This window comes from Ensifer sp. M14 (assembly GCF_003355565.1).
GTDB lineage: Bacteria > Pseudomonadota > Alphaproteobacteria > Rhizobiales > Rhizobiaceae > Ensifer.
This window is the reverse complement of the sequence record NZ_QJNR01000004.1, coordinates 3,113,689-3,136,657: the sequence shown is the minus strand read 5'-3', so window position 1 is coordinate 3,136,657 and position 22,969 is coordinate 3,113,689. Positions and strand designations below refer to the sequence as shown.

General features: G+C 61.2%; 21 protein-coding genes. 18 read left to right on the top strand and 3 right to left on the bottom strand.

The genetic code is table 11. From position 1 onward, the window contains the following. Window positions 1-37 precede the first annotated feature (37 nt). Window positions 38-844, top strand: a complete 807-nt coding sequence (exoR, locus tag BLJAPNOD_RS15175) for an exopolysaccharide production regulator ExoR (RefSeq protein WP_115420395.1) — start codon at window positions 38-40, stop codon at window positions 842-844. Between the two features lie 150 nt (window positions 845-994). Here the strand turns inward: exoR and xth are convergent, their stop codons facing one another. Next, window positions 995-1,789, bottom strand: coding sequence for an exodeoxyribonuclease III (gene xth / locus BLJAPNOD_RS15170; protein WP_115420394.1), 795 nt, complete (start codon window positions 1,787-1,789; stop codon window positions 995-997). Window positions 1,790-1,995: 206 nt separating this feature from the next. Here xth and BLJAPNOD_RS15165 point away from each other — a divergent pair, with 206 nt between their 5' ends. Then, window positions 1,996-3,459 carry a phosphatidylserine/phosphatidylglycerophosphate/cardiolipin synthase family protein gene (locus BLJAPNOD_RS15165; protein WP_115420393.1) on the top strand — a complete coding sequence of 488 codons (1,464 nt, stop codon included), beginning with the start codon at window positions 1,996-1,998 and terminating at the stop codon, window positions 3,457-3,459. 30 nt (window positions 3,460-3,489) lie between these two features. Here BLJAPNOD_RS15165 and erpA read toward each other — a convergent pair whose 3' ends face one another. Continuing rightward, entirely contained in the window at window positions 3,490-3,822 is a 333-nt protein-coding gene (gene erpA / locus BLJAPNOD_RS15160) for an iron-sulfur cluster insertion protein ErpA (protein WP_077498274.1), read from the bottom strand. Window positions 3,823-4,035: 213 nt separating this feature from the next. Between erpA and BLJAPNOD_RS15155 the strand changes: the two genes are divergently transcribed. The 15 genes from BLJAPNOD_RS15155 to BLJAPNOD_RS15085 all read left to right on the top strand — a co-directional run bounded on the left by BLJAPNOD_RS15155 (window position 4,036) and on the right by BLJAPNOD_RS15085 (window position 21,519). Continuing rightward, window positions 4,036-5,253 carry a deoxyguanosinetriphosphate triphosphohydrolase gene (locus BLJAPNOD_RS15155; RefSeq protein ID WP_115420392.1) on the top strand — a complete coding sequence of 406 codons (1,218 nt, stop codon included), beginning with the start codon at window positions 4,036-4,038 and terminating at the stop codon, window positions 5,251-5,253. 95 nt (window positions 5,254-5,348) lie between these two features. Continuing rightward, window positions 5,349-7,109, top strand: a complete 1,761-nt coding sequence (argS, locus tag BLJAPNOD_RS15150) for an arginine--tRNA ligase (protein ID WP_115420391.1) — start codon at window positions 5,349-5,351, stop codon at window positions 7,107-7,109. Between the two features lie 63 nt (window positions 7,110-7,172). Next, window positions 7,173-10,121 (top strand): SPOR domain-containing protein, encoded by a 2,949-nt coding sequence (locus tag BLJAPNOD_RS15145; protein ID WP_115420390.1) that lies wholly within the window; start codon window positions 7,173-7,175, stop codon window positions 10,119-10,121. Window positions 10,122-10,261: 140 nt separating this feature from the next. Continuing rightward, window positions 10,262-11,278 (top strand): beta-N-acetylhexosaminidase, encoded by a 1,017-nt coding sequence (gene nagZ / locus BLJAPNOD_RS15140; RefSeq protein ID WP_115420389.1) that lies wholly within the window; start codon window positions 10,262-10,264, stop codon window positions 11,276-11,278. Between the two features lie 84 nt (window positions 11,279-11,362). Beyond that, on the top strand, window positions 11,363-12,181 hold the full coding sequence (locus BLJAPNOD_RS15135; RefSeq protein ID WP_115420388.1) for a ScpA family protein: 819 nt from the start codon (window positions 11,363-11,365) through the stop codon (window positions 12,179-12,181). Continuing rightward, complete coding sequence (scpB, locus tag BLJAPNOD_RS15130; RefSeq protein ID WP_115420387.1) at window positions 12,174-12,902, top strand: SMC-Scp complex subunit ScpB; 729 nt, start codon at window positions 12,174-12,176, stop codon at window positions 12,900-12,902. The genes BLJAPNOD_RS15135 and scpB overlap by 8 nt, the downstream gene beginning before the upstream one ends. Before the next feature lie 87 nt (window positions 12,903-12,989). Next, window positions 12,990-14,102, top strand: a complete 1,113-nt coding sequence (locus tag BLJAPNOD_RS15125) for an ABC transporter ATP-binding protein (protein ID WP_077498267.1) — start codon at window positions 12,990-12,992, stop codon at window positions 14,100-14,102. Window positions 14,103-14,196: 94 nt separating this feature from the next. Then, window positions 14,197-14,403: a twin-arginine translocase TatA/TatE family subunit gene (locus BLJAPNOD_RS15120; RefSeq protein WP_025426854.1), complete on the top strand. Its 207-nt coding sequence runs from the start codon at window positions 14,197-14,199 to the stop codon at window positions 14,401-14,403. Window positions 14,404-14,477: 74 nt separating this feature from the next. Continuing rightward, entirely contained in the window at window positions 14,478-15,161 is a 684-nt protein-coding gene (gene tatB / locus BLJAPNOD_RS15115; RefSeq protein WP_077498266.1) for a Sec-independent protein translocase protein TatB, read from the top strand. Further along, entirely contained in the window at window positions 15,158-16,000 is an 843-nt protein-coding gene (gene tatC / locus BLJAPNOD_RS15110; RefSeq protein WP_077498265.1) for a twin-arginine translocase subunit TatC, read from the top strand. Before tatB ends, tatC begins: the two co-directional genes overlap by 4 nt. A 47-nt stretch (window positions 16,001-16,047) precedes the next feature. Beyond that, the gene (gene serS, locus BLJAPNOD_RS15105) at window positions 16,048-17,331 is read left to right on the top strand and encodes a serine--tRNA ligase (protein WP_115420386.1); all 1,284 of its coding nucleotides are present in this window, start codon (window positions 16,048-16,050) and stop codon (window positions 17,329-17,331) included. A 16-nt stretch (window positions 17,332-17,347) separates the two neighbouring features. Beyond that, window positions 17,348-18,118 (top strand): 5'/3'-nucleotidase SurE, encoded by a 771-nt coding sequence (gene surE, locus BLJAPNOD_RS15100; protein WP_077498263.1) that lies wholly within the window; start codon window positions 17,348-17,350, stop codon window positions 18,116-18,118. After that, a complete protein-coding gene (locus BLJAPNOD_RS15095; protein WP_077498262.1) occupies window positions 18,115-18,768 on the top strand; it encodes a protein-L-isoaspartate(D-aspartate) O-methyltransferase in 654 nt (217 codons plus the stop codon). Before surE ends, BLJAPNOD_RS15095 begins: the two co-directional genes overlap by 4 nt. A 401-nt stretch (window positions 18,769-19,169) precedes the next feature. Then, window positions 19,170-19,814, top strand: coding sequence for a biotin biosynthesis protein BioC (locus BLJAPNOD_RS15090; RefSeq protein ID WP_115420385.1), 645 nt, complete (start codon window positions 19,170-19,172; stop codon window positions 19,812-19,814). Between the two features lie 151 nt (window positions 19,815-19,965). Then, window positions 19,966-21,519 carry a peptidoglycan DD-metalloendopeptidase family protein gene (locus BLJAPNOD_RS15085; RefSeq protein ID WP_115420384.1) on the top strand — a complete coding sequence of 518 codons (1,554 nt, stop codon included), beginning with the start codon at window positions 19,966-19,968 and terminating at the stop codon, window positions 21,517-21,519. A gap of 5 nt (window positions 21,520-21,524) precedes the next feature. Here the strand turns inward: BLJAPNOD_RS15085 and BLJAPNOD_RS15080 are convergent, their stop codons facing one another. After that, window positions 21,525-22,394 (bottom strand): ATP-binding protein, encoded by an 870-nt coding sequence (locus BLJAPNOD_RS15080; RefSeq protein ID WP_115420383.1) that lies wholly within the window; start codon window positions 22,392-22,394, stop codon window positions 21,525-21,527. A 239-nt stretch (window positions 22,395-22,633) separates the two neighbouring features. Here BLJAPNOD_RS15080 and yajC point away from each other — a divergent pair, with 239 nt between their 5' ends. Beyond that, complete coding sequence (gene yajC, locus BLJAPNOD_RS15075; RefSeq protein ID WP_077498258.1) at window positions 22,634-22,966, top strand: preprotein translocase subunit YajC; 333 nt, start codon at window positions 22,634-22,636, stop codon at window positions 22,964-22,966. Window positions 22,967-22,969 lie beyond the last annotated feature (3 nt).

The following is a 22,969-nucleotide window of genomic DNA, read 5'->3' as shown; positions in this document are numbered from 1 at the left end:
TCGGCGTGGCCGGCTGGAACGGAAGAATTAGACTGTGATGCTTGCGGGTGAACTGAAGTCTCTGAAGGTTGCGATGCTCGGCGTGTCGCTGGTGGTTGGCGGTGCGACGGCTGGTCCGGCGCGTGCCTTTGATCCGGGCACCGGGGTCAGCAAGGAATCCGGCCCGTTCGCCTTGTTCAAGTTCGGCTTCTCTGCCTACAAGAGCGGCCGCAAGGACGAAGCGGTCGAGGCCTACCGCTATGCCGCCGAGAAGGGGCATACCGGCTCCCGCTGGGCCCTTGCCAATATGTATGCCTATGGAGACGGCGTCGCTGAAAACGACCTCGAAGCCTTCAAGATCTATAGCGAGATTGCCCAGCAGGGTGTCGAACCCGGTTCCGAGGATACGGGGTATTTCGTCAATGCGCTGATCTCGCTTGCCGGCTACTATCGCCGCGGCATCCCCGACAGCCCGATCAAATCCGACATGTCTCAGGCCCGGCAGCTCTATTTCCAGGCAGCATCGACCTTTGGTGTATCGGAGGCCCAGTTCCAGTTGGCGCGCATGCTGCTTTCGGGTGAGGGCGGCAACGTCAATGTTCAGCAGGCCAAGAAGTGGCTGAACCGCGCGCGCAAGAATGGTCATGCCGGCGCCATGGGCGTTTTCGGCAACGTCATCTTCCAGGAAGGTCAGACCATCCGCGGTCTTGCCTATATGACCGCGGCTCTCGACCAGTGTTCGCCGAAGGACAGGCCGTGGCTGCAGTCGATGCAGGAGCAGGCCTTTTCTCTGGCAACCGAAGGTGACCGCCGCCAGGCGATCACGCTGTCGCAGAACATGCACACGCAGGGCGACGACGACTAAGCGCTTCCTGCGCATGACGACCAAGCGGTTCCAGATTAAGAGGAGCCGCAGAAACCCTCTATCTTTCCGCTGTTTCGCCTTTCCTGACGGAAACCGCTACGCACTTTTCCTGGAAACGCTCGAAGCGCTGCCCTCGCGCAAACCTCGGCGTCAAAGCGGGCGTTCGAACGCGAAATAGCCCGCGACCGGGACGTGGTCGGAAGGCTTCTCCCAAGCCCGCACATGTTTTTCGATCGATGTCGAAACCAGCCTGTCCTCGGCTTCCGGTGACAGCATCAGGTGATCGATGCGTATCCCGAAATTCTTCGGCCAGCACCCGGCCTGATAGTCCCAGAATGAGTAGAGCGGGACTTCATCCGTTGTCGAGCGAACGGCGTCGGTGAGGCCGAGGTTGCGCAGCTGGCGGAAAGCCTGGCGGGTCTCGGGCAGGAATAGGGCGTCGTTCTGCCAGACCTTGACGTCCCAGCAGTCGTGCTCCTCCGGAATGACGTTGTAGTCGCCAGCAAGAATGAACGGTTCTTCTAGCTGCAGGCGCTGCTCGGCATAGGCCGCTAGGCGCTGCATCCAGCGCAGTTTGTACGGATACTTCTCGCTGTCGACCGGGTTGCCGTTGGGCAGATACAGCGAGCAGACGCGGATGACGCCGCCGGAGACGGAAAACACGCCTTCGATAAAGCGCGCCTGCTCGTCCGCATCGTCGCCCGGGAGGCCGCGATTGACTTCGTCCGGTTTCAGCTTGGAAAGCAACGCAACGCCATTGAAGCCTTTCTGGCCGTGCGTTTCGACGTGATAGCCGAGCGCTTCGATCTCCAGGCGCGGGAAGTTTTCGTCGACCGATTTGATTTCCTGCAGACAGACGATGTCCGGATTCGATTCCTTCAACCATGCCAGCAGGCTGTCGATCCGCGCCTTGACGCCATTGATGTTCCAGGTGGCAATCTTCATGGCTCGAAACGCCCTTCCATGTCAGTGAATCCGCTCGGACCGTCTCTTGTAACGGCTCCGGATTCTTTTGACAAATCCGATACCTGCGGTCTTTTCGTCAAGATTGCCACCATGCATCCTTGACGCGCAGCGAATTTCAGTCACTTGCGCTCCGCGCGCACGGGCAGTGAATTGATTCCGACCGGGCGCAGGCTATAGTCCCGCTCATGATCGACCTCATCCAGAATTATTGGCCGCATTTTCTCGTCTTCCTGTCTTTCGTTCTGGGCGTGCCGGCGGCAATCCATGCCGCCATGACCAAGGACGATGTCAGGGCGGCCGCCGGCTGGGTCGGCGTTGTGCTGCTGTCGCCGATCGTTGGGGCGCTCGTTTACGGTGTTGCCGGTATCAACCGCATCCGCCGCTCGTCCATCGGCATGCAGCGTTCGCTGTTGCGCAGTCGCGGACCGGATCAGTTCGGGCTCTTCGACGTGTCCGATGCGGAAATCGGAACGCGATTCGGCCAGCGATTCGCGGCGATGAAAATCCTCGGCGACCGGGTGTCGCGACATGCAATGTCGACAGGCAACCGTATAACCATGCTGGAAGGCGGCGACGCGGCCTATGCCGCCATGCTGCACGAGATTGCCCATGCGCGCCGTAGTATCCTGCTGGAAAGCTACATTTTCGACCGCGACGCACTGGGTTTGCGCTTCGCGGACGCGTTGATTGCCGCGCGTGGACGAGGGGTGGACGTGCGGGTGCTGATCGATGCGGTGGGGGCCCGTTATTCGGTGCCGAGCATCGTGGGCTATCTCCAGGCGGCCGGCGTGCCGACAGCTGTCTTTAACGGCAACATCATCATGGGGCTCAGATTGCCCTATGCCAATCTGCGCACGCACAGGAAGATCCTGGTCGTCGATGGCAAGGTCGCCTTTGCCGGGGGCATGAATATCCGCGCCGGCTTCACCACCGAAATCGCTGGTCCGGAGGCGGCCTATGACACCCATTTCCGCATCACCGGCCCGGTCGTCGCCGACATCTTTCAGGTTTCAGCCGAAGACTGGCAGTTTTCGACAGGTGAGCCTCTGGCAAGCGATACCTGGAAGGCCGAGGCTGTGCCGCCGCCGGCAAAGACGCCGGGCATGCTGATGCGGGCCGTCCCATCGGGCCCCGACAGCACGAACGAAACCAATCACAAGATGCTGATGGGCGCCTTCTCCGTGGCGCGCAAGAACATCCGACTGATGTCGCCCTATTTCTTGCCGGACCGGGAACTGATCAGTGCGCTTGTGACGGCCGCGCGGCGCGGCGTCGAAGTCGATATCGTCGTGCCCGCCGTCAACAATCTACTGCTTGTCGACCGCGCCATGACCGCACAATTTGATCAGGTGCTGAAGGGGCATTGTCGTGTTTGGCGCGCGAAGGGCGCCTTCAATCACTCCAAGCTGCTCGCGGTGGACGAGCGCTGGGCCTATGTCGGATCGACGAACCTCGACCCGCGATCGCTGCGCCTCAATTTCGAGTTCGATCTTGAGGTGCTCGACGACGTTTTTGCTCGCGCGGTCAGCAGCCGCATCGCGGCGATCGTCGATACGGCGGAGGAAGTGACGATGCAGGACCTGAAGGCCCAGCCGTTGACGGCGCGCCTTGCCAACCGGCTGTTCTGGTTGGGATCACCGTATCTGTGACTGCGACGCGCACGAAGACGCGCCGCTTACTCAGATCGAAAAACTCGTTCCGCATCCGCAGCTTGCGACTGCATTCGGATTCTTTATCTGAAACGACTGGCCGAGCAGGTTGTCGACGAAATCGATCTCCGAGCCACCCATATAGACGAGAGACAGACTGTCGATCAGGACTTTGGCGCTGTCCTTTTCGAGCACGAGATCGTCGTCGTTCGCGTCGTCGACGAGATCGAACTTATAGGAGAAGCCCGAGCATCCGCCACCTTCGACGGAAACACGCATGGCATTCTTATGCCCGTCCGAACGCAGAATGGTGGCGATCCGCTTGGCCGCCGCGTCGGAAAGGGTCACTGTTTCCTGTGTCATATTTGCCTCCTGCCGGGGTCAAGAACCGGAGAGATTCGTTCTCATTGCACAATTGGCACCTGGCCGGTTTGCGCATCTCTTTTGATGACGAGCGCCAAGCCATTGCTTTGACTTCAGGAATCGGTCGATGTTTGGTCGACGCTTTCCCGTAGCTTTCACTATAGGTATGAAGGCTTGAATGTCCCGTCAATGGGACGACCACGCAGGTGTGAGATGACGTTCGACAAAAATGCGCTCGGCTTCGGTTACGGTGAACATGCGCCATTCGCGTCGAATCCCTGGACGACACGCGGCAGGCTCTACCCGGAGGCGACAAGCCCGACGCGATCCGATTTTCAACGCGACCGTGACCGCATCGTGCATACGACCGCCTTTCGCCGGCTGAAACACAAGACGCAGGTTTTCATCGCCGCCGACGGCGACCACTATCGCACCCGCCTGACCCACACGATCGAAGTGGCGCAGATCGCTCGCGCCCTGGCGCGGGCGTTGAAGCTTGACGAGGATCTCGCCGAAGGCGTGGCGCTCGTCCATGATTTTGGCCACACCCCGTTCGGGCATACGGGCGAGGATGCGCTGCATGACATGCTCAAGCCCTATGGCGGCTTCGATCACAATGCCCAATCGCTGCGCATCGTCACCAAGCTCGAGCGGCGCTATGCCGAGTTCGATGGCCTGAACCTCACCTGGGAAAGCCTGGAAGGGCTCGTGAAGCACAACGGGCCGCTTCTGACGCTCGACGGGCAGGGCACGCACGGTCCGGTGCCTCAGCCGATCCTGGACTATTGCGCCATTCACGATCTCGAACTCGCGAGCTTCGCCAGCCTTGAGGCGCAGGTGGCAGCTATCGCAGACGACATTGCCTACAACACCCATGACATCGATGATGGTCTCAGGTCCGGCTATCTGACTTTCGAGATGCTGGAAGACGTGCCGTTCCTCGCTCGCCTGATGCGCGAGGTCAGCGATCGCTACCCCGGTTTGGAGGCAGGCCGCTTCACCCACGAGATCATGCGACGTCAGATTACGGCGATGGTCGAAGACGTGATTTCGGTCGCGCAAGCCCGTCTTGCGGATGTGAGGCCAGAAAGTGCCACGGATGTCAGGCAGGCCGGCAAGGTCATGGCGACGTTTTCGGAAGAAATGAGCGAGACCGACAAGCAGATCAAAAGGCTGCTGATGACACGCATCTATCGCCACCCGGAGGTGATGCGGGTGCGCGAAGGTGCTGCGTCGATCGTTTGCGATCTCTACCGTGCCTTCATGGCCGACCCCTTGCTGATGCGCGAACACTATTGGATCGACCAGATCCCGGGGATGGCCGAGCCTGCGCGGGCGCGGCATGTCGGCGATTATCTGGCAGGCATGACGGATACCTTTGCCATCAGCGTTCACAGGCGTTTGTTTGACCATACGCCCGATTTGCGGTAGGGACGCCCCGCCCGGAGGCTTTTGGTTCAAGCGAACCGAGCCTCCTTTTGAGTTTTGCACCGACCATATTCTGTCGGGAAAAGCGGACGGATCAGATGAATCTCTTCACGGACTTCGAATCAAGAATTAAGGATATTCTCGAAACGCTTGATGCCGTTCGAGAAAAGCGATCCGAGCTTGATTTCAGCCGTATCAATGTCGAGCCGCCGCGCGACCCCAGCCATGGCGATGTCGCGACCAATGCCGCAATGGTGCTTGCCAAGCCGCTGGGGATGAATCCGCGCGCGCTTGCCGACCTGATCGTCGAAAAGCTCCAGCAGGACCCCGAGGTCACGGATGTCTCCGTTGCCGGTCCTGGCTTCATCAACGTGCGGCTTTCGGTTTCCTATTGGCAGAAGCTGTTGACGGTGATGGTTCGCTCCGGCGCCGACTATGGCCGCAGCACCACCGGCGCCGGTCGCAAGGTCAATGTCGAATACGTGTCGGCCAATCCGACGGGGCCGATGCATGTCGGCCATTGCCGTGGTGCTGTCGTCGGCGACGCCCTTGCAAACCTGTTGGCCTTCGCCGGCTACGAGGTGACCAAGGAATATTACATCAATGACGCCGGTTCGCAGATCGATGTCTTGGCGCGTTCGGCCTTCCTTCGCTACCGGCAGGCGCTTGGCGAGGAGATCGGTGAGATCCCGTCCGGCCTCTATCCCGGCGACTATCTCGTGCCCGTGGGCGAGGCGCTTGCCGACGAGTTCGGCACCAGCCTGCGGTTGATGCCGGAGGACAAGTGGATGCCGCTCGTCAAGGAGCGCACCATCGACGCGATGATGGTGATGATCCGTGAGGATCTTGCCGCGTTGAACGTCACCCACGACATCTTCTTCTCGGAGCGGACCCTGCACGCCAATGGCGCCGCGAAGATCCGCACCGCGATCAACGACCTGACTTTCAAGGGGCATGTCTACAAGGGCACGCTGCCGCCGCCGAAGGGACAACTGCCCGAGGACTGGGAAGACCGCGAGCAGACGCTGTTCCGCTCGACCGAGGTCGGTGACGATATCGATCGGCCTTTGATCAAGTCGGATGGAAGTTATACCTACTTCGCCGCCGACGTTGCTTACTTCAAGGACAAGTTCGACCGCGGTTTCGACGAGATGATCTATGTGCTTGGCGCCGACCACGGTGGGTACGTCAAGCGCCTGGAGGCGCTGGCCCGGGCGGTGTCCGGCGGCGCGTCGAAGCTGACTGTGCTGCTTTGCCAGTTGGTCAAGCTCTACCGTGAGGGTGAGCCGGTCAAGATGTCCAAGCGCTCGGGCGACTTCGTGACGCTGCGCGACGTCGTTGACGAAGTCGGTCGCGACCCGGTGCGGTTCATGATGATCTACCGGAAGAACTCCGAGCCGCTGGATTTCGATTTTGCCAAGGTGACAGAACAGTCCAAGGATAACCCGGTCTTCTACGTGCAGTATGCCCATGCCCGTTGCCGGTCAGTTTTCCGCCAGGCGGGGGACGCTTTCCCCGATCTCGACCTGTCTTCCGTCGATTTTGCCGGCGCAATCAACGGCGCGATCGTCGATCCGGCGGAGCTGCAGCTGGTGGCCAAGCTCGCAGAATATCCGCGTGTGGTCGAGGCTGCGGCACTGGCGCAAGAGCCGCATCGCATCGCGTTTTACCTGTACGATCTTGCCGCTGCCTTCCATGGACACTGGAACAAAGGTAAAGAGAATCCGGAATTACGTTTTGTTAACGATAAAAATAGAGAATTAAGTACTGCCAGACTCGGGCTGGTGCATGCTGTCGCTTCCGTACTGAAGTCGGGCCTGTCCATTACAGGCACCTCCGCACCGGAAGAAATGCGATAAGTATTGTCACCATTTTCCCACAATGCACTGGCAAGTGAATGCAGGCAATTGTGAGTGGAGAGCATGGCAGACAAACAATTCGCACGAAGCGGGCCGGCCGAATTCGATGTATTGGCAGACGATGATCCGTTGGCCGAACTCGCCCGGATCGTCGGCTACGATGCCCGGCCGGCTGTCCAGCAGTTGCAGGAATTGCAACGCCACCAGGAAGCCGTCCGGCAGGATCCGGCGTTCGACCTCGAGGAAGAGCTTCTTCGAGAGTTCGATACCTATGACGCGCCGCGCGCGGCAAATGTTCAGCCGGACAATGGACCGGTTGAACCTATCGCTTCTGTAGCGCAAGAGGTTCAGCAGGTTGAGCCGGCGCTTGAATTTGAGCCGTCCGAGTTTGCTGCGCCCGAATCGGCCCCGGTTGAAGAGGTGCAGGCGCTCGAGCCAACGTATCAGCCAGCTGAATTCGTGGAGCCATGGGCAGAGACCGTCGCTCCCTCCGGCGAGATCGACCACGCTCATGCCGAAGTCGTCGCTTTTCCTGAGGCGCCTTCCACTCCGGTCGCTGACCCGGTCGCATACGGCTTCGTTTCCGAAGAGGCCGAACCGACCTTCGATCTGGAGCATGAGCTCGAGCTTTCGCTTGGCGACGTCGATCTTTCTCCAGCGGCGGAGTTTGCGTCGGTCGAGCAGCACATAGCGGCACCTGAAGAATGGCATGCGCCGGTCGAGGATATTGCGTTCGACGTTTCGGATTTCACCAGCGAAATGGCGGCCGAGCAGGCTTCTTTGGCGGTTGACCCAACGTTCGAAGTCGCTCCGGCTGCCGACGGCAGCAATGCCTATGCGCTGGACAATCAATATGCGTACGAACCGGCCGTGATCGAACAGGCCGCTCCAATTGCGGCAGAGCCGATAACCGGCAATGCTGTCGACGAGCTTCTTGCCGATATCGAGCGGTTCCCGGTGCCGGCTGCAACGGGGTTGGTCGCCGCCGCGGTTCACACCCATCCCGCCGTCCATGCACGGGCTGAGCCGGTCGCAACCGGAGCAGCTCCCGTCAAGAAGAGCCCGTACCCCTTCACGCCGACTTTCAGCCGCGCCACTCCGGTCGCCTCGGCCTCCGGCGTCGGTCAGCAACGTGCCTTCGCCGGTCCGATCGTCTCTTCGATCCCCGCAGTTGCTGCCGCTGCAGTCGCTGTCCGAGCGGCCGCACCTGTTGCCCCTGAGGCCGTCGTTGAGCCTGTTCACCCGGCTATTGAGCCAGAGAACGAGCCGAGCTTCGACATCGAGAACTTCGAAATGGAGCTCTCGGATGTGGCGCTGGAGATGGAACTCCCGGCATTCGATGCTTCTGAAGATCTGGCGACTGCCATTCAGGAACCTGTTTTCGCAGCCGTCGAGCAGGCGCCTCCGCAGCGTGAAGAGCCTTTCGTCGCGCCGCCGATCGCAGCAGCGCCCATCGAAATCGAAGAGGCTCCTGTTGAAAGCGCGTTGCCTTTCGATCCCTCGATGATCGCCGAAGCCGACACCGGTGTCGCTCCGATCGCCGACATGGAGGTGCCGCAGTTGCCGGTCATCGAGACGGAAAAGCCGGTCGCCTATCCCGCCGACTATGATCTCGATATCGACGCGGAAATGGCACAGCTTTTCGGCACGCCGGCACCGTCCGCCAGGGAGACACAGGCTCGCCCCGCGGAGGTTCGTGAACCTGCGCGCGCTGCGCCAGCAGCCAAGCCGGCTGCATCGTTCGGCGCTGCCCCGATGGATGATTTCGACGAGTTCGAGAAGGCGATGGAAGAAGACTTCCGTCGCTCGATGGTTGAACGCCAGACCACGCCGCGCGAATCTGAGCGCGTGCAGCCGATGTCCGGCCAGGACGAAGAGGGTGTTTATAAGGAGTACGGTTCCGGTCGCCGCTCGCAGCGCGCAATGCTGCTGGCCGCAAGCGTCGCCGGCGTCATCATTCTCGGCGGTGCAGGCGTCTACGCATGGATGGGTGGCAGCGATGCCGCGTCGTCCGGTGAAGGACCCAAGATCATTCTCGCTGACAAATCGCCGGTGAAGGTCGTGCCGGAGGAAAAGGGCGGGAAGACCGTGCCGAACCAGGACAAGGCCGTCTATGACCGCGTTGCCGGTGCACAGGGCACAGGTCCTCGCCAGGAGGCGCTCGTCTCTTCCACCGAGGAACCGATGGATGTCGTGCAGCGGACGCTGACACCGGAAAACCTGCCGAATGACAGCAGCGATGAAGCGGATGCACTCGGCGTGACGTCGCCGAATGCGGACGAAGAGTCTGCCCGCCTTCTGCCTGACGACGGCGCTGCTGCGCCGGCCGATCAGGAAGAGGACAAGGCTCCCGCTGTCGCACCGCGAAAAGTCCGCACGATGATCGTTAAGCCGGACGGCACGCTCGTCGCCCGCGAAGAGCCGGTTGCTGCACCTGTCGCGGAAGTCGCCGGCAATGCTCAACCGGTTCCGGCAACGGCGTCCGGTCAGGTTGCTGCGTCAGGCGCCGAGGGCCAGGCCACTGCCGCGGGCGCCGGTTCCGAGCTTCGGGCAGCCGGACAGGCGCCGGCCAGCACCGACCAGGTCGCACTTGCCGCCGCAAGCAACGCGACTGTCGACGCGGGCGACCAGGCACCCTTGCCGCAGACCCGCCCGACCGAACAGGCGGCCAATGTGGCTGCAGCCGCAACTGCGCGCCCGGCGGAAACGCAGGCCGCGGCCAACGTTCCAGCGGATACCCAGCAGGTTTCCACCGCATCCGTTCCGGCTGGCACCTACTTCATCCAGGTGGCGTCGCTGCCATCCGAGGCTGAAGCGCAGAAGTCCTACAACAGCCTTTCCAACAAGTTCGGAAGCGTTATTGGCGGTCGCGGTGTGGATATCCGCAAGGCGGAAATTGCGGGCAAGGGCACCTACTATCGTGTCCGCATCCCGGCCGGCTCGCGTGAAGAAGCCAACGCCCTTTGCTCGCGCTACAAGGGTGCAGGCGGCAGCTGCCTCGTCACCAAGTAGTCAACGCGGGAATAGTGTTACGGGAAGGGCGCGGCAGAGATGCCGCGCCCTTCCTGTTTCAGCGTCAGTAGTCTGTGCATGACGCACACCGATGATTATTCTCGCTTCGCTGCCGGCAAGTGGCGCACTATGCTTTTCGGATGAGCGAATCAAAAGCATTTATCTCCGGCTGCAAAGGTCTTTCGCTTTCGGGCGAAGAGCGCAGCTTCTTTGATGCCGAGCGTCCCTGGGGCTTTATCCTCTTTGGTCGCAATATCGGTGACGAACAGCAGATTTTCGATCTGGTCGCAGCCCTGCGCGATAGTATCGGCGATCCAGCGGCACCCGTGCTGATCGACCAGGAAGGCGGGCGCGTCCAGCGCATTCGGCCGCCACTTGTCCAGCAGTACCCGAACGGTGCCGCGATCGGTGAAATCTATCGCCGCGATGCCGAAGGCGGCCTGCGGGCGGCCTGGTTGATGGGGCGGCTGCACGCCTTCGATCTGATGCGCTTCGGTATCACGGTCGATTGCCTGCCGGTGCTCGACGTGCCCGTTCCCGGCAGTCACGATGTCATCGGCAATCGCGCCTATGGACACGATCCGCTAAGCGTGACGGCGATCGGCCGGGCGATGGCGGAAGGTCTGAAGTCCGGCGGCATGCTGCCTGTGATGAAGCATATGCCTGGCCATGGCCGCACCTTCGTCGATTCCCACCACAGCCTGCCTGTGGTCAGCGAGACATTCGAGGAACTCGCCAAGAGCGATTTCCTGCCCTTCATCGCGATGAAGGACGAGGTCATGGCCATGTCGGCGCACATGGTCTTTACGGCGATCGATCCGGACAATCCGGCAACGACGTCCGCCAAGGTGGTGCGTGAAGTCATCCGCGGTCACATCGGTTTCGACGGACTGCTGATGTCCGACGACGTTTCGATGAACGCGCTGGCCGGCGACATGTCGACCCGCGCGCGCAACATCATCGACGCCGGGCTTGATCTTGTCTTGCATTGTCATGGCATAATGGACGAGATGAAGGCTGTAGCGGATGTCGTCCCGGTTCTGGCGGGAGAGACATTGCGCAGGGTAAGGGCCGCCGAGGCCGCCTTCCGCAAGCCGGACAATGCGAACGAACAGGACCTGCGGGCCGAGTTCAACGGTCTGTTCGCAACTGTTTGAGGACGGGTACGGCCGGCGGGAAAGGATCGGGCTGTCGTGAGTAGTGTGGGCGAAAAACAGGGAAGGTCCGGGCCGAAAGCGCCGATGGATCCTCTGTGGCAGGACGAGACCGCGGAGCGGGGGCTGCACGAAGAGGCGCTTGTCATCGACATCGCCGGCTTCGAAGGCCCGCTCGATCTGCTTCTCCATCTTGCCCGCAGCCAACGGGTCGATCTTGCCCGCATCTCGGTGCTGGCGCTTGCCGAGCAATACATCGCCTTCGTCGAGCGGGCGCGCAGCATCCGCATCGAACTGGCCGCCGACTATCTCGTCATGGCGGCCTGGCTTGCCTATCTCAAATCGCGGCTGCTGATCCCGCAGCAGGCCAAGGACGACGGCCCTTCGGGCGAGGAGATGGCCTCGGCGCTGGCGTTCCGGTTGAAGCGCCTCGAAGCGATGCGTGAGGCCGCGACCCGGCTGATCAATCGAAACCGTCTCGGTCGCGATGTCTTTGTCCGGGGCGCGCCGGAGCATATCGTCACCGAGCGGAAGTCGGACTACGATGCTTCGCTCTATGATCTGCTTTCCGCTTATGCGGGTTTGCGGCAACGCACGGCGATTACGCAGGTAACGATCGAAAAGCGCCATGTCTGGTCGCTTGCCGATGCGCGATTGATCCTGGCGCGCATGATCGGTCACCTCGATGACTGGACCGCACTCGATCACTTCCTTCTGCGTTACATGACGACGCCGAAAGAGCGGGCGACGGCGATCGCCAGTTCGTTTGCGGCGTCACTGGAAATGGTGCGCGAGGGACGGCTGGAAATCCGCCAGGAGGAAGCGTTCGCGCCGATTTATCTGCGGCGCGGGCCAAACCCGATCGATGCCGCAACGCTCGCCGATATGGAGGCAGCCCGTGGCTGAGCCGCAGAAATACTTGCCCGGCGTGGACGAAGAAGAGGGCGAGAACGACGGTCCTCTCATCGATCCACGTGCGGAACAGGAAGCCGAGCGAATTGCCGAAGCGCTGGTCTTTGCCTCTGCACAGCCGGTCTCGGAGACTTACATTGCGAGCCGCCTGCCGGGCGGCACCAAAGTCCCGCGTATCATGGCGCGGCTGAAGGCGATTTATGCCAGCCGCGGCGTCAACCTGGTGCAGGTGGCCGATCACTGGGCGTTCCGGACTGCCGCCGATCTGTCCTTCGTCGTGCAGACCGACGAGCAGGAGGTTCGCAAGCTGTCGCGTGCCGCGCTCGAAGTCCTGGCGATCATCGCCTATCACCAGCCAGTCACTCGTGCCGAGATTGAAGATATTCGTGGTGTGCAGACGTCCAAGGGCACGCTCGATGTGTTGATGGAGGCCGGTTGGGTCCGCTTCCGCGGCCGCCGGCGAACGCCTGGGCGTCCGGTCACCTTCGGAACGACACGCGATTTTCTCGACCACTTCGGTCTGGAGGAACTGCGCGATCTGCCCGGCATCGAGGAATTGAAGGGTGCGGGGCTTCTATCCGGCCGCGTCCCGTCCAACCTGCATATTCCCGTGCCCATGGGCGATGATGACTTGGCGGAAAACGAGGATCCGATCACCCAGCTCGATCTGGAGGAGCTGGGGCTCTTGACTCCGAAGGGTGAAGAGGCCGATTAAAAACCTGATTGGAGATATCGGCTTTCTCCGTCGAGCCTGCACCCGGCATGGTCGCTGCGGTGCCACCGGTGTCAAGGAATACGCAGCATGGTTTCAGATACGCAGCACGTGCCCGTCATGGCAACGCGACGGACGGCGGGCGTATCTTTCGCGGCGAGCCTGACATTCGAGGATATCCACCACAGCTATCACTCCAAGGAAACGATCAAGGGCGTCAGCCTGGCGGCAAAGGCCGGCGAGGTCCTATGCCTGCTCGGTCCCTCCGGTTCCGGCAAGACGACGCTGTTGCGAATTGCCGCCGGCATCGAGATGCAAAGTGCGGGCCGCCTCCTGCTCAATGGGCAGGAGATTTCCGGCCCATCGATTTTCCTGCCGCCGGAAAAGCGTGGTGTCGGGCTGATGTTCCAGGACTTCGCGCTGTTTCCCCACATGACCATCCGCGACAACGTTCGCTTTGGACTGACCGCTCTTCCCAAGAGAGAGGCGTTGATCCAGGCCGATGCGGCGCTGGAGCGGGTGGGCCTGTCGCATTATGCCGACCGTTATCCCCATGTGCTTTCAGGCGGCGAGCAGCAGCGCGTGGCACTTGCCCGTGCGCTCGCACCACGGCCGGCCGTGTTGCTGATGGATGAACCTTTTTCGGGGCTCGACTCGCGGCTCAAGGATTCGATCCGCGCCGATACGCTTGCCATCCTGCGGGAGACCCGAGCCACAGCGATTGTCGTCACGCATGATGCCGAGGAGGCGATGCGCATGGCCGACCGGATCGCTCTGCTCAAGGATGGACGTCTGGTGCAGGTCGGTACCGCCGACGAGCTTTATCGCAAGCCACGGGACCTTTTTGCCGCCGGTTTCTTTTCTGAAATCAACGTGTTCGAGGCGCGAGTGCGGGACGGCCGCGTTGACACGCCGCTTGGTGGCGTGGATGCCGGCAGGTATCGCGACGGGCAGCATCTTTCCGTAGCCGTGCGACTATCGGGCCTGCATGTCGGCGAAGACGAGGGCGATATACAGGCACGGATCGTGTCGCGTCGTTTCATCGGCGTCGTCGAACTGCTAGAGCTGGCTGTGCCGGGCTGCGACGGAACAGTGCGCGCTCGCATCCGGGCGGACCAATTGCCGCAAGGATTGCGCGATGTAATGCTTTCAGTTAACGAGCGCGATATATTGCTGTTTGAAAAAGATGTTCCGACATCTTAGGGTCTGTGACGAAATGAGGCTGTGCTGGTGGCGCGCCTGAAAATTGACACGCGAATAGAGCCTAAATCGGGGAAGGCTCAGAGGGAGTAAACGCATGGGTTCCTTTAGTATCTGGCACTGGCTGATCGTTCTGGTCGTGGTGTTGTTGTTGTTCGGCCGCGGCAAGATTCCGGAACTGATGGGCGACGTTGCCAAGGGCATCAAGAGCTTCAAAAAAGGCATGAACGACGATGACGTCGCCTCTGCCGACAAGCCGCTCGACGGCAAGACTGTCGATCACAAGTCTGACGAAGTTCGCTAAAGATCGAGCACCGATAGGGCCAGGCTGGGATTTCGTCCCGGCCGGCTGCATCACGGGTTTGCAGGACATATCGAATGCTTGATATCGGCTGGACCGAACTAGTCGTCATTGCCATCGTATTGATCGTTGTTGTCGGACCGAAGGATTTGCCGCCGATGTTGCGGGCCTTTGGCCGCATGACGTCGAAGTTGCGTGGTATGGCCTCTGATTTCCGTCAGCAATTCGATGAGGCGCTGCGCGAGGCGGACCTCGAAGATGTCCGCAAGACGATCAGCGATGCGCAAAGCCTCAATCCGGCAAATGCGTTGCGCGATGCCATGAATCCGTTGCGCCAGATCGGCAACGAGATCAAATCCGATCTCCAGAAGGCAGCCACGCCGGACAAGCCTTCGGTTCCCTCACCAGAGCCTGCAGTCACCTCCGCAGAGCCGGTGACTGCTCCTGTCGTCGCTGCGGCTGAGGCAAAGCCGGCAGACAGTGTTGCGGCTGCGGCAATCGGCTCTGCCAGCCGCCAGATGCAGCGAGCCGAAACGGCTGAGCCTGCAGTAAAGCCGAAGCGGACAGCGAAGGCAAAGGCCGACACAGCCTCGGCGCCAAAGAAGGCTTCCGTCACGAAGGCGGCCGCAGCGGAGGTGGCGCCCGCCAAGGCTGCCGCGAAGAAGCCGGCCGTCAAGAAGCCCAGCAAGGCCGTTGTCGAGGCGCCAAAAGAAACGACACAAAAGACACGCGCGACAACGCGCAAGAAAGGTGACGCATGAGCGGCGATATCGAGGACCGGCCGCAGCCGCTGATCGAACATCTGATCGAGCTCAGAAAGCGGCTGATGTGGGCCGTTGGTGCGTTCTTCATCGCCTTTCTCGTCTGCTTCTATTTTGCCAAGGGTCTGTTCAACCTGCTGGTTCTGCCGTTCAAATGGGCGGTTGCCTGGGCGGGGATGGATCAACGCAATGTCGAGCTGATCTATACGGCGCCGCAGGAATTCTTCTTCACACAGATCAAGGTGGCGATGTTCGGCGCCTTGGTGATCGCCTTTCCGGTTATCGCGTCGCAGATCTACAAGTTCGTTGCTCCGGGTCTATACAAAAACGAACGCGCGGCATTTCTGCCGTTCCTGATCGCTTCGCCGCTTCTGTTCCTGCTTGGCGGCGCGCTGGTCTATTTCTTCTTCACGCCGATGGTCATGTGGTTCTTCCTGGCGATGGAACAGGGCGCTGACGAGGGCCATGTGGCGATCCAGCTTCTGCCGAAGGTCTCGGAATATCTGAGCCTGATCATGTCGCTGGTCTTTGCTTTCGGCCTCGTGTTCCAGCTGCCGGTGATCACCACACTGCTTGCGCGTGTGGGGTTCGTCACTGCCCAGGGGCTTGCCGAGAAGCGCAAATACGCGATTGTGATCGCCTTCGTCGTCGCGGCCGTCCTGACGCCGCCGGACCCGGTTTCCCAGATCGGCCTTGCACTGCCGGCCATCCTTCTCTACGAAATTTCGATCCATATGGCGCGACTCGTCGAAAGACGACGGGCAGCGGATGCGCTCCAGCGCGATGCCGCCCAGTCGCAGGAAGAAACTTCCGAAGAGGTTGGCTCTGCACAGAGCTGAGCATTCGACGGTTCCGCGCCGTGACCTGAAAAACGCGTGGAACGACAATGCTTGATATCAAATGGATCCGTGAGAATGCCGATGTGCTGGACGCCGCCCTGGCGAAGCGGGGCGCGGAACCATCGTCCGCGTCGCTGATCGCCATCGACGAACGCCGCCGCACGATCCTTCAGTCGCTGCAGGACATGCAGTCGCGCCGCAACGCGGCGTCGAAGGATATCGGCGCAGCCATGGCGCAGAAGAACAACGAGCTTGCCGAAAAGCTCAAGGCCGAAGTGGCCGAACTCAAGAACTCCATGCCGGCGCTGGAGGAAGAGAGCCGCCAGGTCGAGGCCGCACTGAACGACGCCCTGTCGCGCCTGCCCAACATTCCGCTCGACGACGTCCCTGTCGGTTCGGACGAGGCGGGTAATGTCGTGACGCGCGTCATCGGCGCCAAGCCCACCTGGAACCACCAGCCGCGCGAGCATTTCGAGGTCGGCGAGGCGCTCGGGCTGATGGATTTCGAAGGCGCTGCGCGCATTGCCGGATCGCGCTTCACCATCCTGAAGGGCCAGCTCGCACGGCTCGAACGTGCGCTTGGCCAGTTCATGCTCGACCTGCACACCCAGGAGCATGGCTATACCGAAGTCCAGCCGCCGCTCCTGGTGCGCGATGATGCGATGTACGGCACCGGGCAATTGCCGAAATTTGCCGAGGACCTGTTCCGCACCACCGATGACCGCTGGCTGATCCCGACAGCCGAAGTGCCACTGACCAACATCGTGCGCGAGCAGATTCTCGACGGCGAAAAACTGCCGCTGCGCTTCACGGCGCTGACGCCATCCTTCCGTTCGGAGGCCGGTTCTTCGGGCCGCGACACGCGTGGCATGCTGCGCCAGCACCAGTTCAACAAGGTCGAACTCGTTTCGATCACGGATGCGGAAACATCCGTTGCCGAGCATGAGCGCATGACCGCCTGTGCCGAAGAGGTGTTGAAGCGTCTGGGGCTGCACTACCGTGTGATGACGCTCTGCACCGGCGACATGGGCTTTGGCGCCCGCAAGACCTACGATCTCGAGGTCTGGCTGCCGGGCCAGGATACTTACCGGGAGATTTCGTCCTGTTCGGTCTGCGGCGACTTCCAGGCGCGGCGCATGAATGCGCGTTACCGCAACAAGGAAGACAAGGGCACGAGGTTCGTTCATTCGTTGAACGGCTCCGGCGTCGCCGTCGGCCGGGCCTTGATCGCCGTTATCGAAAATTATCTGAACGCCGATGGTTCGGTTTCGGTGCCGGATGTCCTGCTTCCCTATATGGGCGGCCAGACGCGTATCGAAAAAGTGGCCTGACGGGAAAGAAGTCGCAATGCGGATCCTGCTGACAAATGACGACGGCATCCACGCCGAGGGCCTTGCGGTCCTCGAGCGGATTGCGAGGACAATTTCCGATGATGTCTGGGTGGTGGCGCCCGAAGCGGATCAGAGCGGTCTTGCCCATTCGCTGACACTGTCGGAACCTTTGCGCCTGCGTCAGATCTCCGAGAGGCGGTTTGCTCTGAGAGGCACCCCGACCGACTGCGTCATCATGGCCGTGCGCAAGGTGCTGGACCGCAAGCCGGATCTCGTGCTCTCGGGTGTCAATATCGGCGCGAACATGGCGGACGACGTGACCTATTCCGGAACCGTTGCCGGCGCGATCGAGGGAACGCTGCAGGGAATTCGCTCCATGGCGCTCAGCCAGGCCTATAGCCATGTCGTTGGAGAGGCCGTTGCCTGGGATGTCGTCGAGCGCCATGCGCCTGCGTTGATCCGAAATCTGCTGGCGGTCGACCTGCCTGATGGAACGCTGCTCAACCTCAACTTCCCGAAATGTTCTGCCGACGCTGTCGCCGGCACGGAGGTGACCTCGCAAGGCAAGCTCGATTTCGGCTTGACGATCGACGAGCGTTCCGACGGCCGTGGGTTTCCTTACTTCTGGCTGCGCTTTGGCGAGCGCTTTGGCGATTTCCGCGCCGGTACCGACATCCACGCCCTTCGGGAAAACCGGATCTCGGTGACGCCGCTGAAGCTTGATCTGACCGACTACACTGTGCAGGATCGCCTAGCGCGAGCCTTGAGCGAAGGGGCCGTCGATTGAGCGGACGTGTTTCGGAACAGGAAGGCTTTGCGGCGATGGTCCTGCGGCTTCGCGGTGAGGGCATCAGCAACCAGAGCCTACTGAACGCGGTCGAGCAGACGCAACGCGGCCATTTCACACCTCCGCAATTCCAGGCGGACGCATATTCCCAACGAACGATCCCGCTCGATTGCGGCTCGTTCATGGAAGGATATGACTTCGCGGTTCGGTTGCTGCACTGCCTCAATCTCAAGTCCGGCCAACGTATTCTGGAAGTCGGCACCGGCAGCGGCTTTACCGCCGCGGTGATGGGGCGCATTGCCGAGCGCGTGCTGACGATCGATCGCTATCAGACACTCGTCGCCACCGCCCAGAAGAACCTGGAAAAATCAGGCGTTCGCAACGTCATCGTCCGCCAGGCCGATGGCAGCGCGGGGGTGCCGGGCGAGGGTACGTTCGACCGCATCCTGATTACCGCTGCTTTCAACAGTCTGCCGCGCATGTTCTCCGACCACCTTGTTTCCGGCGGAACGCTGGTGGTTCCGATCATGATGAGTGAAACGCATTGTCGGGTGGTTCGTGTCAGCCGCACCGGCAGCCGTTTCGACCGCGAGGATCTGTTTGACGCGCCTTACATTCCGATCGTGACGCAACTGGCGTCTTACCTCTAAGCCGCGGGCCGCGTGAGCGGATCGATGCGGCAAGTTGATCGATGCAGCCAAGGGGCTGCCCGCCTCAAAGAGGTTCTGCGCTCGACTCTGCTCACATTCATGCCGAGGGATTGGCTTGCTGCACTGCGCCGCGCGGCAAGGCCAAGTTCATGGATTGTGATGTGTCGACGAGACAGGCGCGTCAGAGCGCAGTCGTGAGATGATCGCCCTGGCCGCCTGACGCTGGGGTAGGCGCTCGCCCGCTCAATCGGTCATTGGTTAATAAAATCCTAATCCCTCCAGTTTCGCGCAAGCTTCGCGCCATACGCCTTCGACTGCACGAAAGGTCTGGCCTTGCGAGTCGCTGAATTTCTATGCGGTTCGGAAAGGTGATCTGGTCGTGCGGTTGACGGAGACGGCACATGCAGATCGCGAACAGGCTGACGGCTGCCACATCAGGCGACGGATTGGGCAATCTTGCCGGTCGTGCGACTGGACAATCCGGTGCGGGTGGCAAGGACGAAAGTGCTGCGCAGGCCATGCAGGCCACCTTTTTCGATCCGACGCCACGCATTTCGCTTTCCGCCGATGCGCTGCTCTACCTCAGCCAGAACAGGAAGTCCTCCGATGGGCAACCCGCGCTGACGCGCGACGAATGGAACAACCGCTTGTCGCCGCAACTGGCCTTGCGAGAGTACCAGGCCTTCGGAAAGTTTATCGAGACTGGCGACCATCGCGGCTACTACAAGGGCTTCATCGAGTATTACGATGGCCTGCGATCGGAAGACCAGAATAGCCTGCGCTATTTCGGGACACGTGAGGCGGCTGTCGCCGGGCTACGCTCGCTCGAATACGAGCAGGCAAGTGGCCTTGAGGCCGAGACCACCTTCCAGACGCTGGTGAGTGTGCTTCTCGAGGAAGACAAGACCGCTCTGTCGGAAGTGCCGGCGGTACCGGCGGGACGACAGATCTTTGCCTGGGATCTGACGAGCATCAGCTATGAGGACGAGCCAACCGAGCGGCGCACCGTCTCGGAGATCGAGCGCCTTTATTCCGAACTGATCTAGGTTCATTGTGCGCTTGTTGGCGCGCCGCGCATCGTTCTATGGTTAGCATTCTCTCAAACTAGGCCTTTGGTGGTGCCGACCTTAACCGCGCGGTAACTCTAATACGCTTTAATAAACCCACATCGAGTTGCGTTCGGAGTGGGTAAGCGTCATGCGTCAGTTTGTATCTCCCAAGGTTGGAAAGTCCACGATCCGCCTGTGTGCAGCGGTCCTGTTGGCAGGTGTTGCCACCGGCTGCAGCTCCGACGCCAGCCGTTTCGACGGTTTGTTCTCGCGGTCGGACGCCTTGACCACCAACTCAATCCAGAGAAATACGACGCCGGTGCCGCGCGGCGATGTCGCCAACGGCCAGATGGCGGTCGTTTCACCGACCGACACGCGCAACTCGGCTCTTGGGCAGCCCTACCCATCGGCAAGCGGCGCCTACGATCCGGTCAATACATCATCCACGCCGATGTCCACCGCGCGCGCTGCCTCGACGCCGATGAATGTGCAGCGTTCGACGCTCGCTGAACCGACGGCAACCGCCAGCCGCGGTGTCGATCCGCAACCATTCCCGGCCGCCCGCCAGGTCGAGCAGGCGTCCGCAGCGACACGGCAGGCATTGCCGGCTGCCGCCAACGAGGCGGCGAGCAAGAGCGGCTGGACGACGCAGAACGCGCCGTCGGTCATGGTTCGCCAGGGTGACAGCGTTGCCATTCTCTCCAAGCGTTTCGGCGTTCCTGAAAAGGAAATCCTGAAGGCCAACGGTTTGAAGACTGCCGGTCAGGTCGAGCCCGGTCAGCGCCTCGTCATCCCAACCTTCGGTGTCGCGAGTAGTGCGGCGAAGGCTGCCGCCTCCAACACGCTCACCGACGTCGATGGCGGCAAGCGGCAGCCGTCGCCCTTGCCGACCGACCAGCGCGACGTCGCGATCTTGCCCGGCCAGTCGCAGTCCCGCGACAAGAGCGTAGGCAAGACCGATGTGGCTGCAGGCAAGGTCGCCTCGACGGGCGAGGGTGGTGGCGATGGTTCCTACACCGTCAAGCCGGGCGACTCGCTCAACCGCATTGCAAAGGCAACGGGTGTTTCAGTCGGGGCGCTCAAGCAGGCCAACGGCCTGACGGCAGAATCGATCCGCGTCGGCCAGACTTTGAAGGTGCCGGGTGCCGCAGGCGCCGCCACCGATCAGGTCAAGACGGCTTCCGTTCCGAAGAAGGCAGAAGGCCAGGTCGCTTCGCTCGACAAGAGCAAGCCCGCTGAATACCAGCCGCCGGTGGCCAAGCAAAGCGTCTCCGAAGTCGCCAGCAAGAATCCTGACGTTGACGAGGAATCGCCGAAGTCGACGGGCATCAGCAAGTATCGCTGGCCGGTTCGCGGTGCAGTCGTTGCCGGCTATGGCGCCAATGTCGATGGCAATCGCAACGACGGCATCAACATCTCCGTGCCCGAGGGCACACCGATCAAGGCTGCCGAAAACGGTGTGGTCATCTACTCCGGCAGCAGCCTGAAGGAACTGGGCAACGCTGTCCTCATTCGTCACGACGATGGCACTGTCACCGTCTACGGAAACGCGTCCGAACTGAAGGTCCAGCGCGGCCAGAAGGTTCAGCGCGGCCAGACCCTTGCCGCTTCCGGCATGACCGGTCGCGCAAGCCAGCCGCAGGTCCACTTCGAAGTGCGCAAGAACGCCAGCGCCGTGAACCCGGCAACTTTCCTGGAATAGACGGCTCAGCCGTCCAGCCGGTGGCGCAGGCGACCGGCCAGATCCTGAATGAACTGCCAGGCGACGCGGCCGGACCTTGCTCCCCGCGTCGTTGACCACTCCAGTGCATCGGCGTGCAGGGCGTCCTTGTCGACCACAAGGCCATAGTGGGCCGCATAGCCGTCGATCATCGCCAGGTAGTCGTCCTGGCTGCATTTGTGGAAACCGAGCCACAGGCCAAAACGATCCGAAAGCGACACTTTTTCCTCGACGGCCTCCGACGGGTTGATGGCGGTTGACTGTTCGTTTTCCATCATGTGCCGCGGCAGGAGATGCCGTCGGTTCGATGTCGCATAGAGCAGCACGTTGTTCGGCCGCCCTTCGACACCGCCGTCAAGCACGGCTTTCAGCGACTTGTAGGACGTGTCGTCGTGGTCGAAGGAAAGATCGTCGCAGAAGACGATCACCGGAACGGGGGCCGACTTCAGGATGTCCATCAGTGCAGGCAGCGTCGCGATATCTTCGCGATGTACCTCCACCAGCTTCACCGCGACACCCGCATCCCGCGCGACCTGCGCATGCACGGATTTGACCAGCGAGGATTTTCCCATGCCACGAGCGCCCCAGAGAAGCACGTTGTTTGCCGGATAACCCTGGGCAAAGCGCTGGGTGTTGTCGACCAGGATGTCGCGCACATGATCGACGCCTGTGATCAGCGAAAGTTCGATGCGGTTCGGTCTCTTGACCGGCTGCAGATGGTGCGTTGCCGGCGCCCAGACGAAACACTCGGCGGCGTCCCAATCGTTGGCGGCGGCAGCGGGGCCGGCAATGCGCTCGATCGCCGCGGAAAGCTTCTGCATTTCCTTGATGAGAACGTCGATCTTTGTTTCACCCATCGGTCCATCTCCGCTTGCTGAATCAGTCACTTGGCTTCGGTTTAACCGGGTAGCACGCAGGTTTGCGCTGGAAAAGGCCGCACCGGGCGGGAGAGGGGGTTCTCCTCTTGCGGAATTTATGTCAGAGGCACTGGAACGGATACGGGTGCCGTCGCTTTGCATTGCGGCTGCGCGCCCTTATATTCCGGCCGATTTGGCGCGGAGGAACCGCCGCATATTTTGAACTCAAGGAGTGATCGATGTTCATTACCGAAGCTTTTGCGCAGACAGCCGCCGCCCCGTCGACCGGCGGTGCGGACATTCTTATGTCGATTCTGCCGTTCCTGCTGATCTTTGTCGTCATGTATTTCCTCATCATTCGTCCGCAGCGTGCGCAGATGAAGCGCCGCGAAGAACTGCTGAAGAACATCCGTCGTGGTGATCAGGTCGTGACTGGTGGCGGCATCGTTGGCAAGGTGACGAAGGTTGTCGACGACGAACTGGAAGTCGAAATCGCCGAAGGCGTCAAGATCCGCGTCATTCGCGGCGGCGTATCGGAAGTTCGCGTCAAGGGCGAACCCGTAAAGGAATAATTG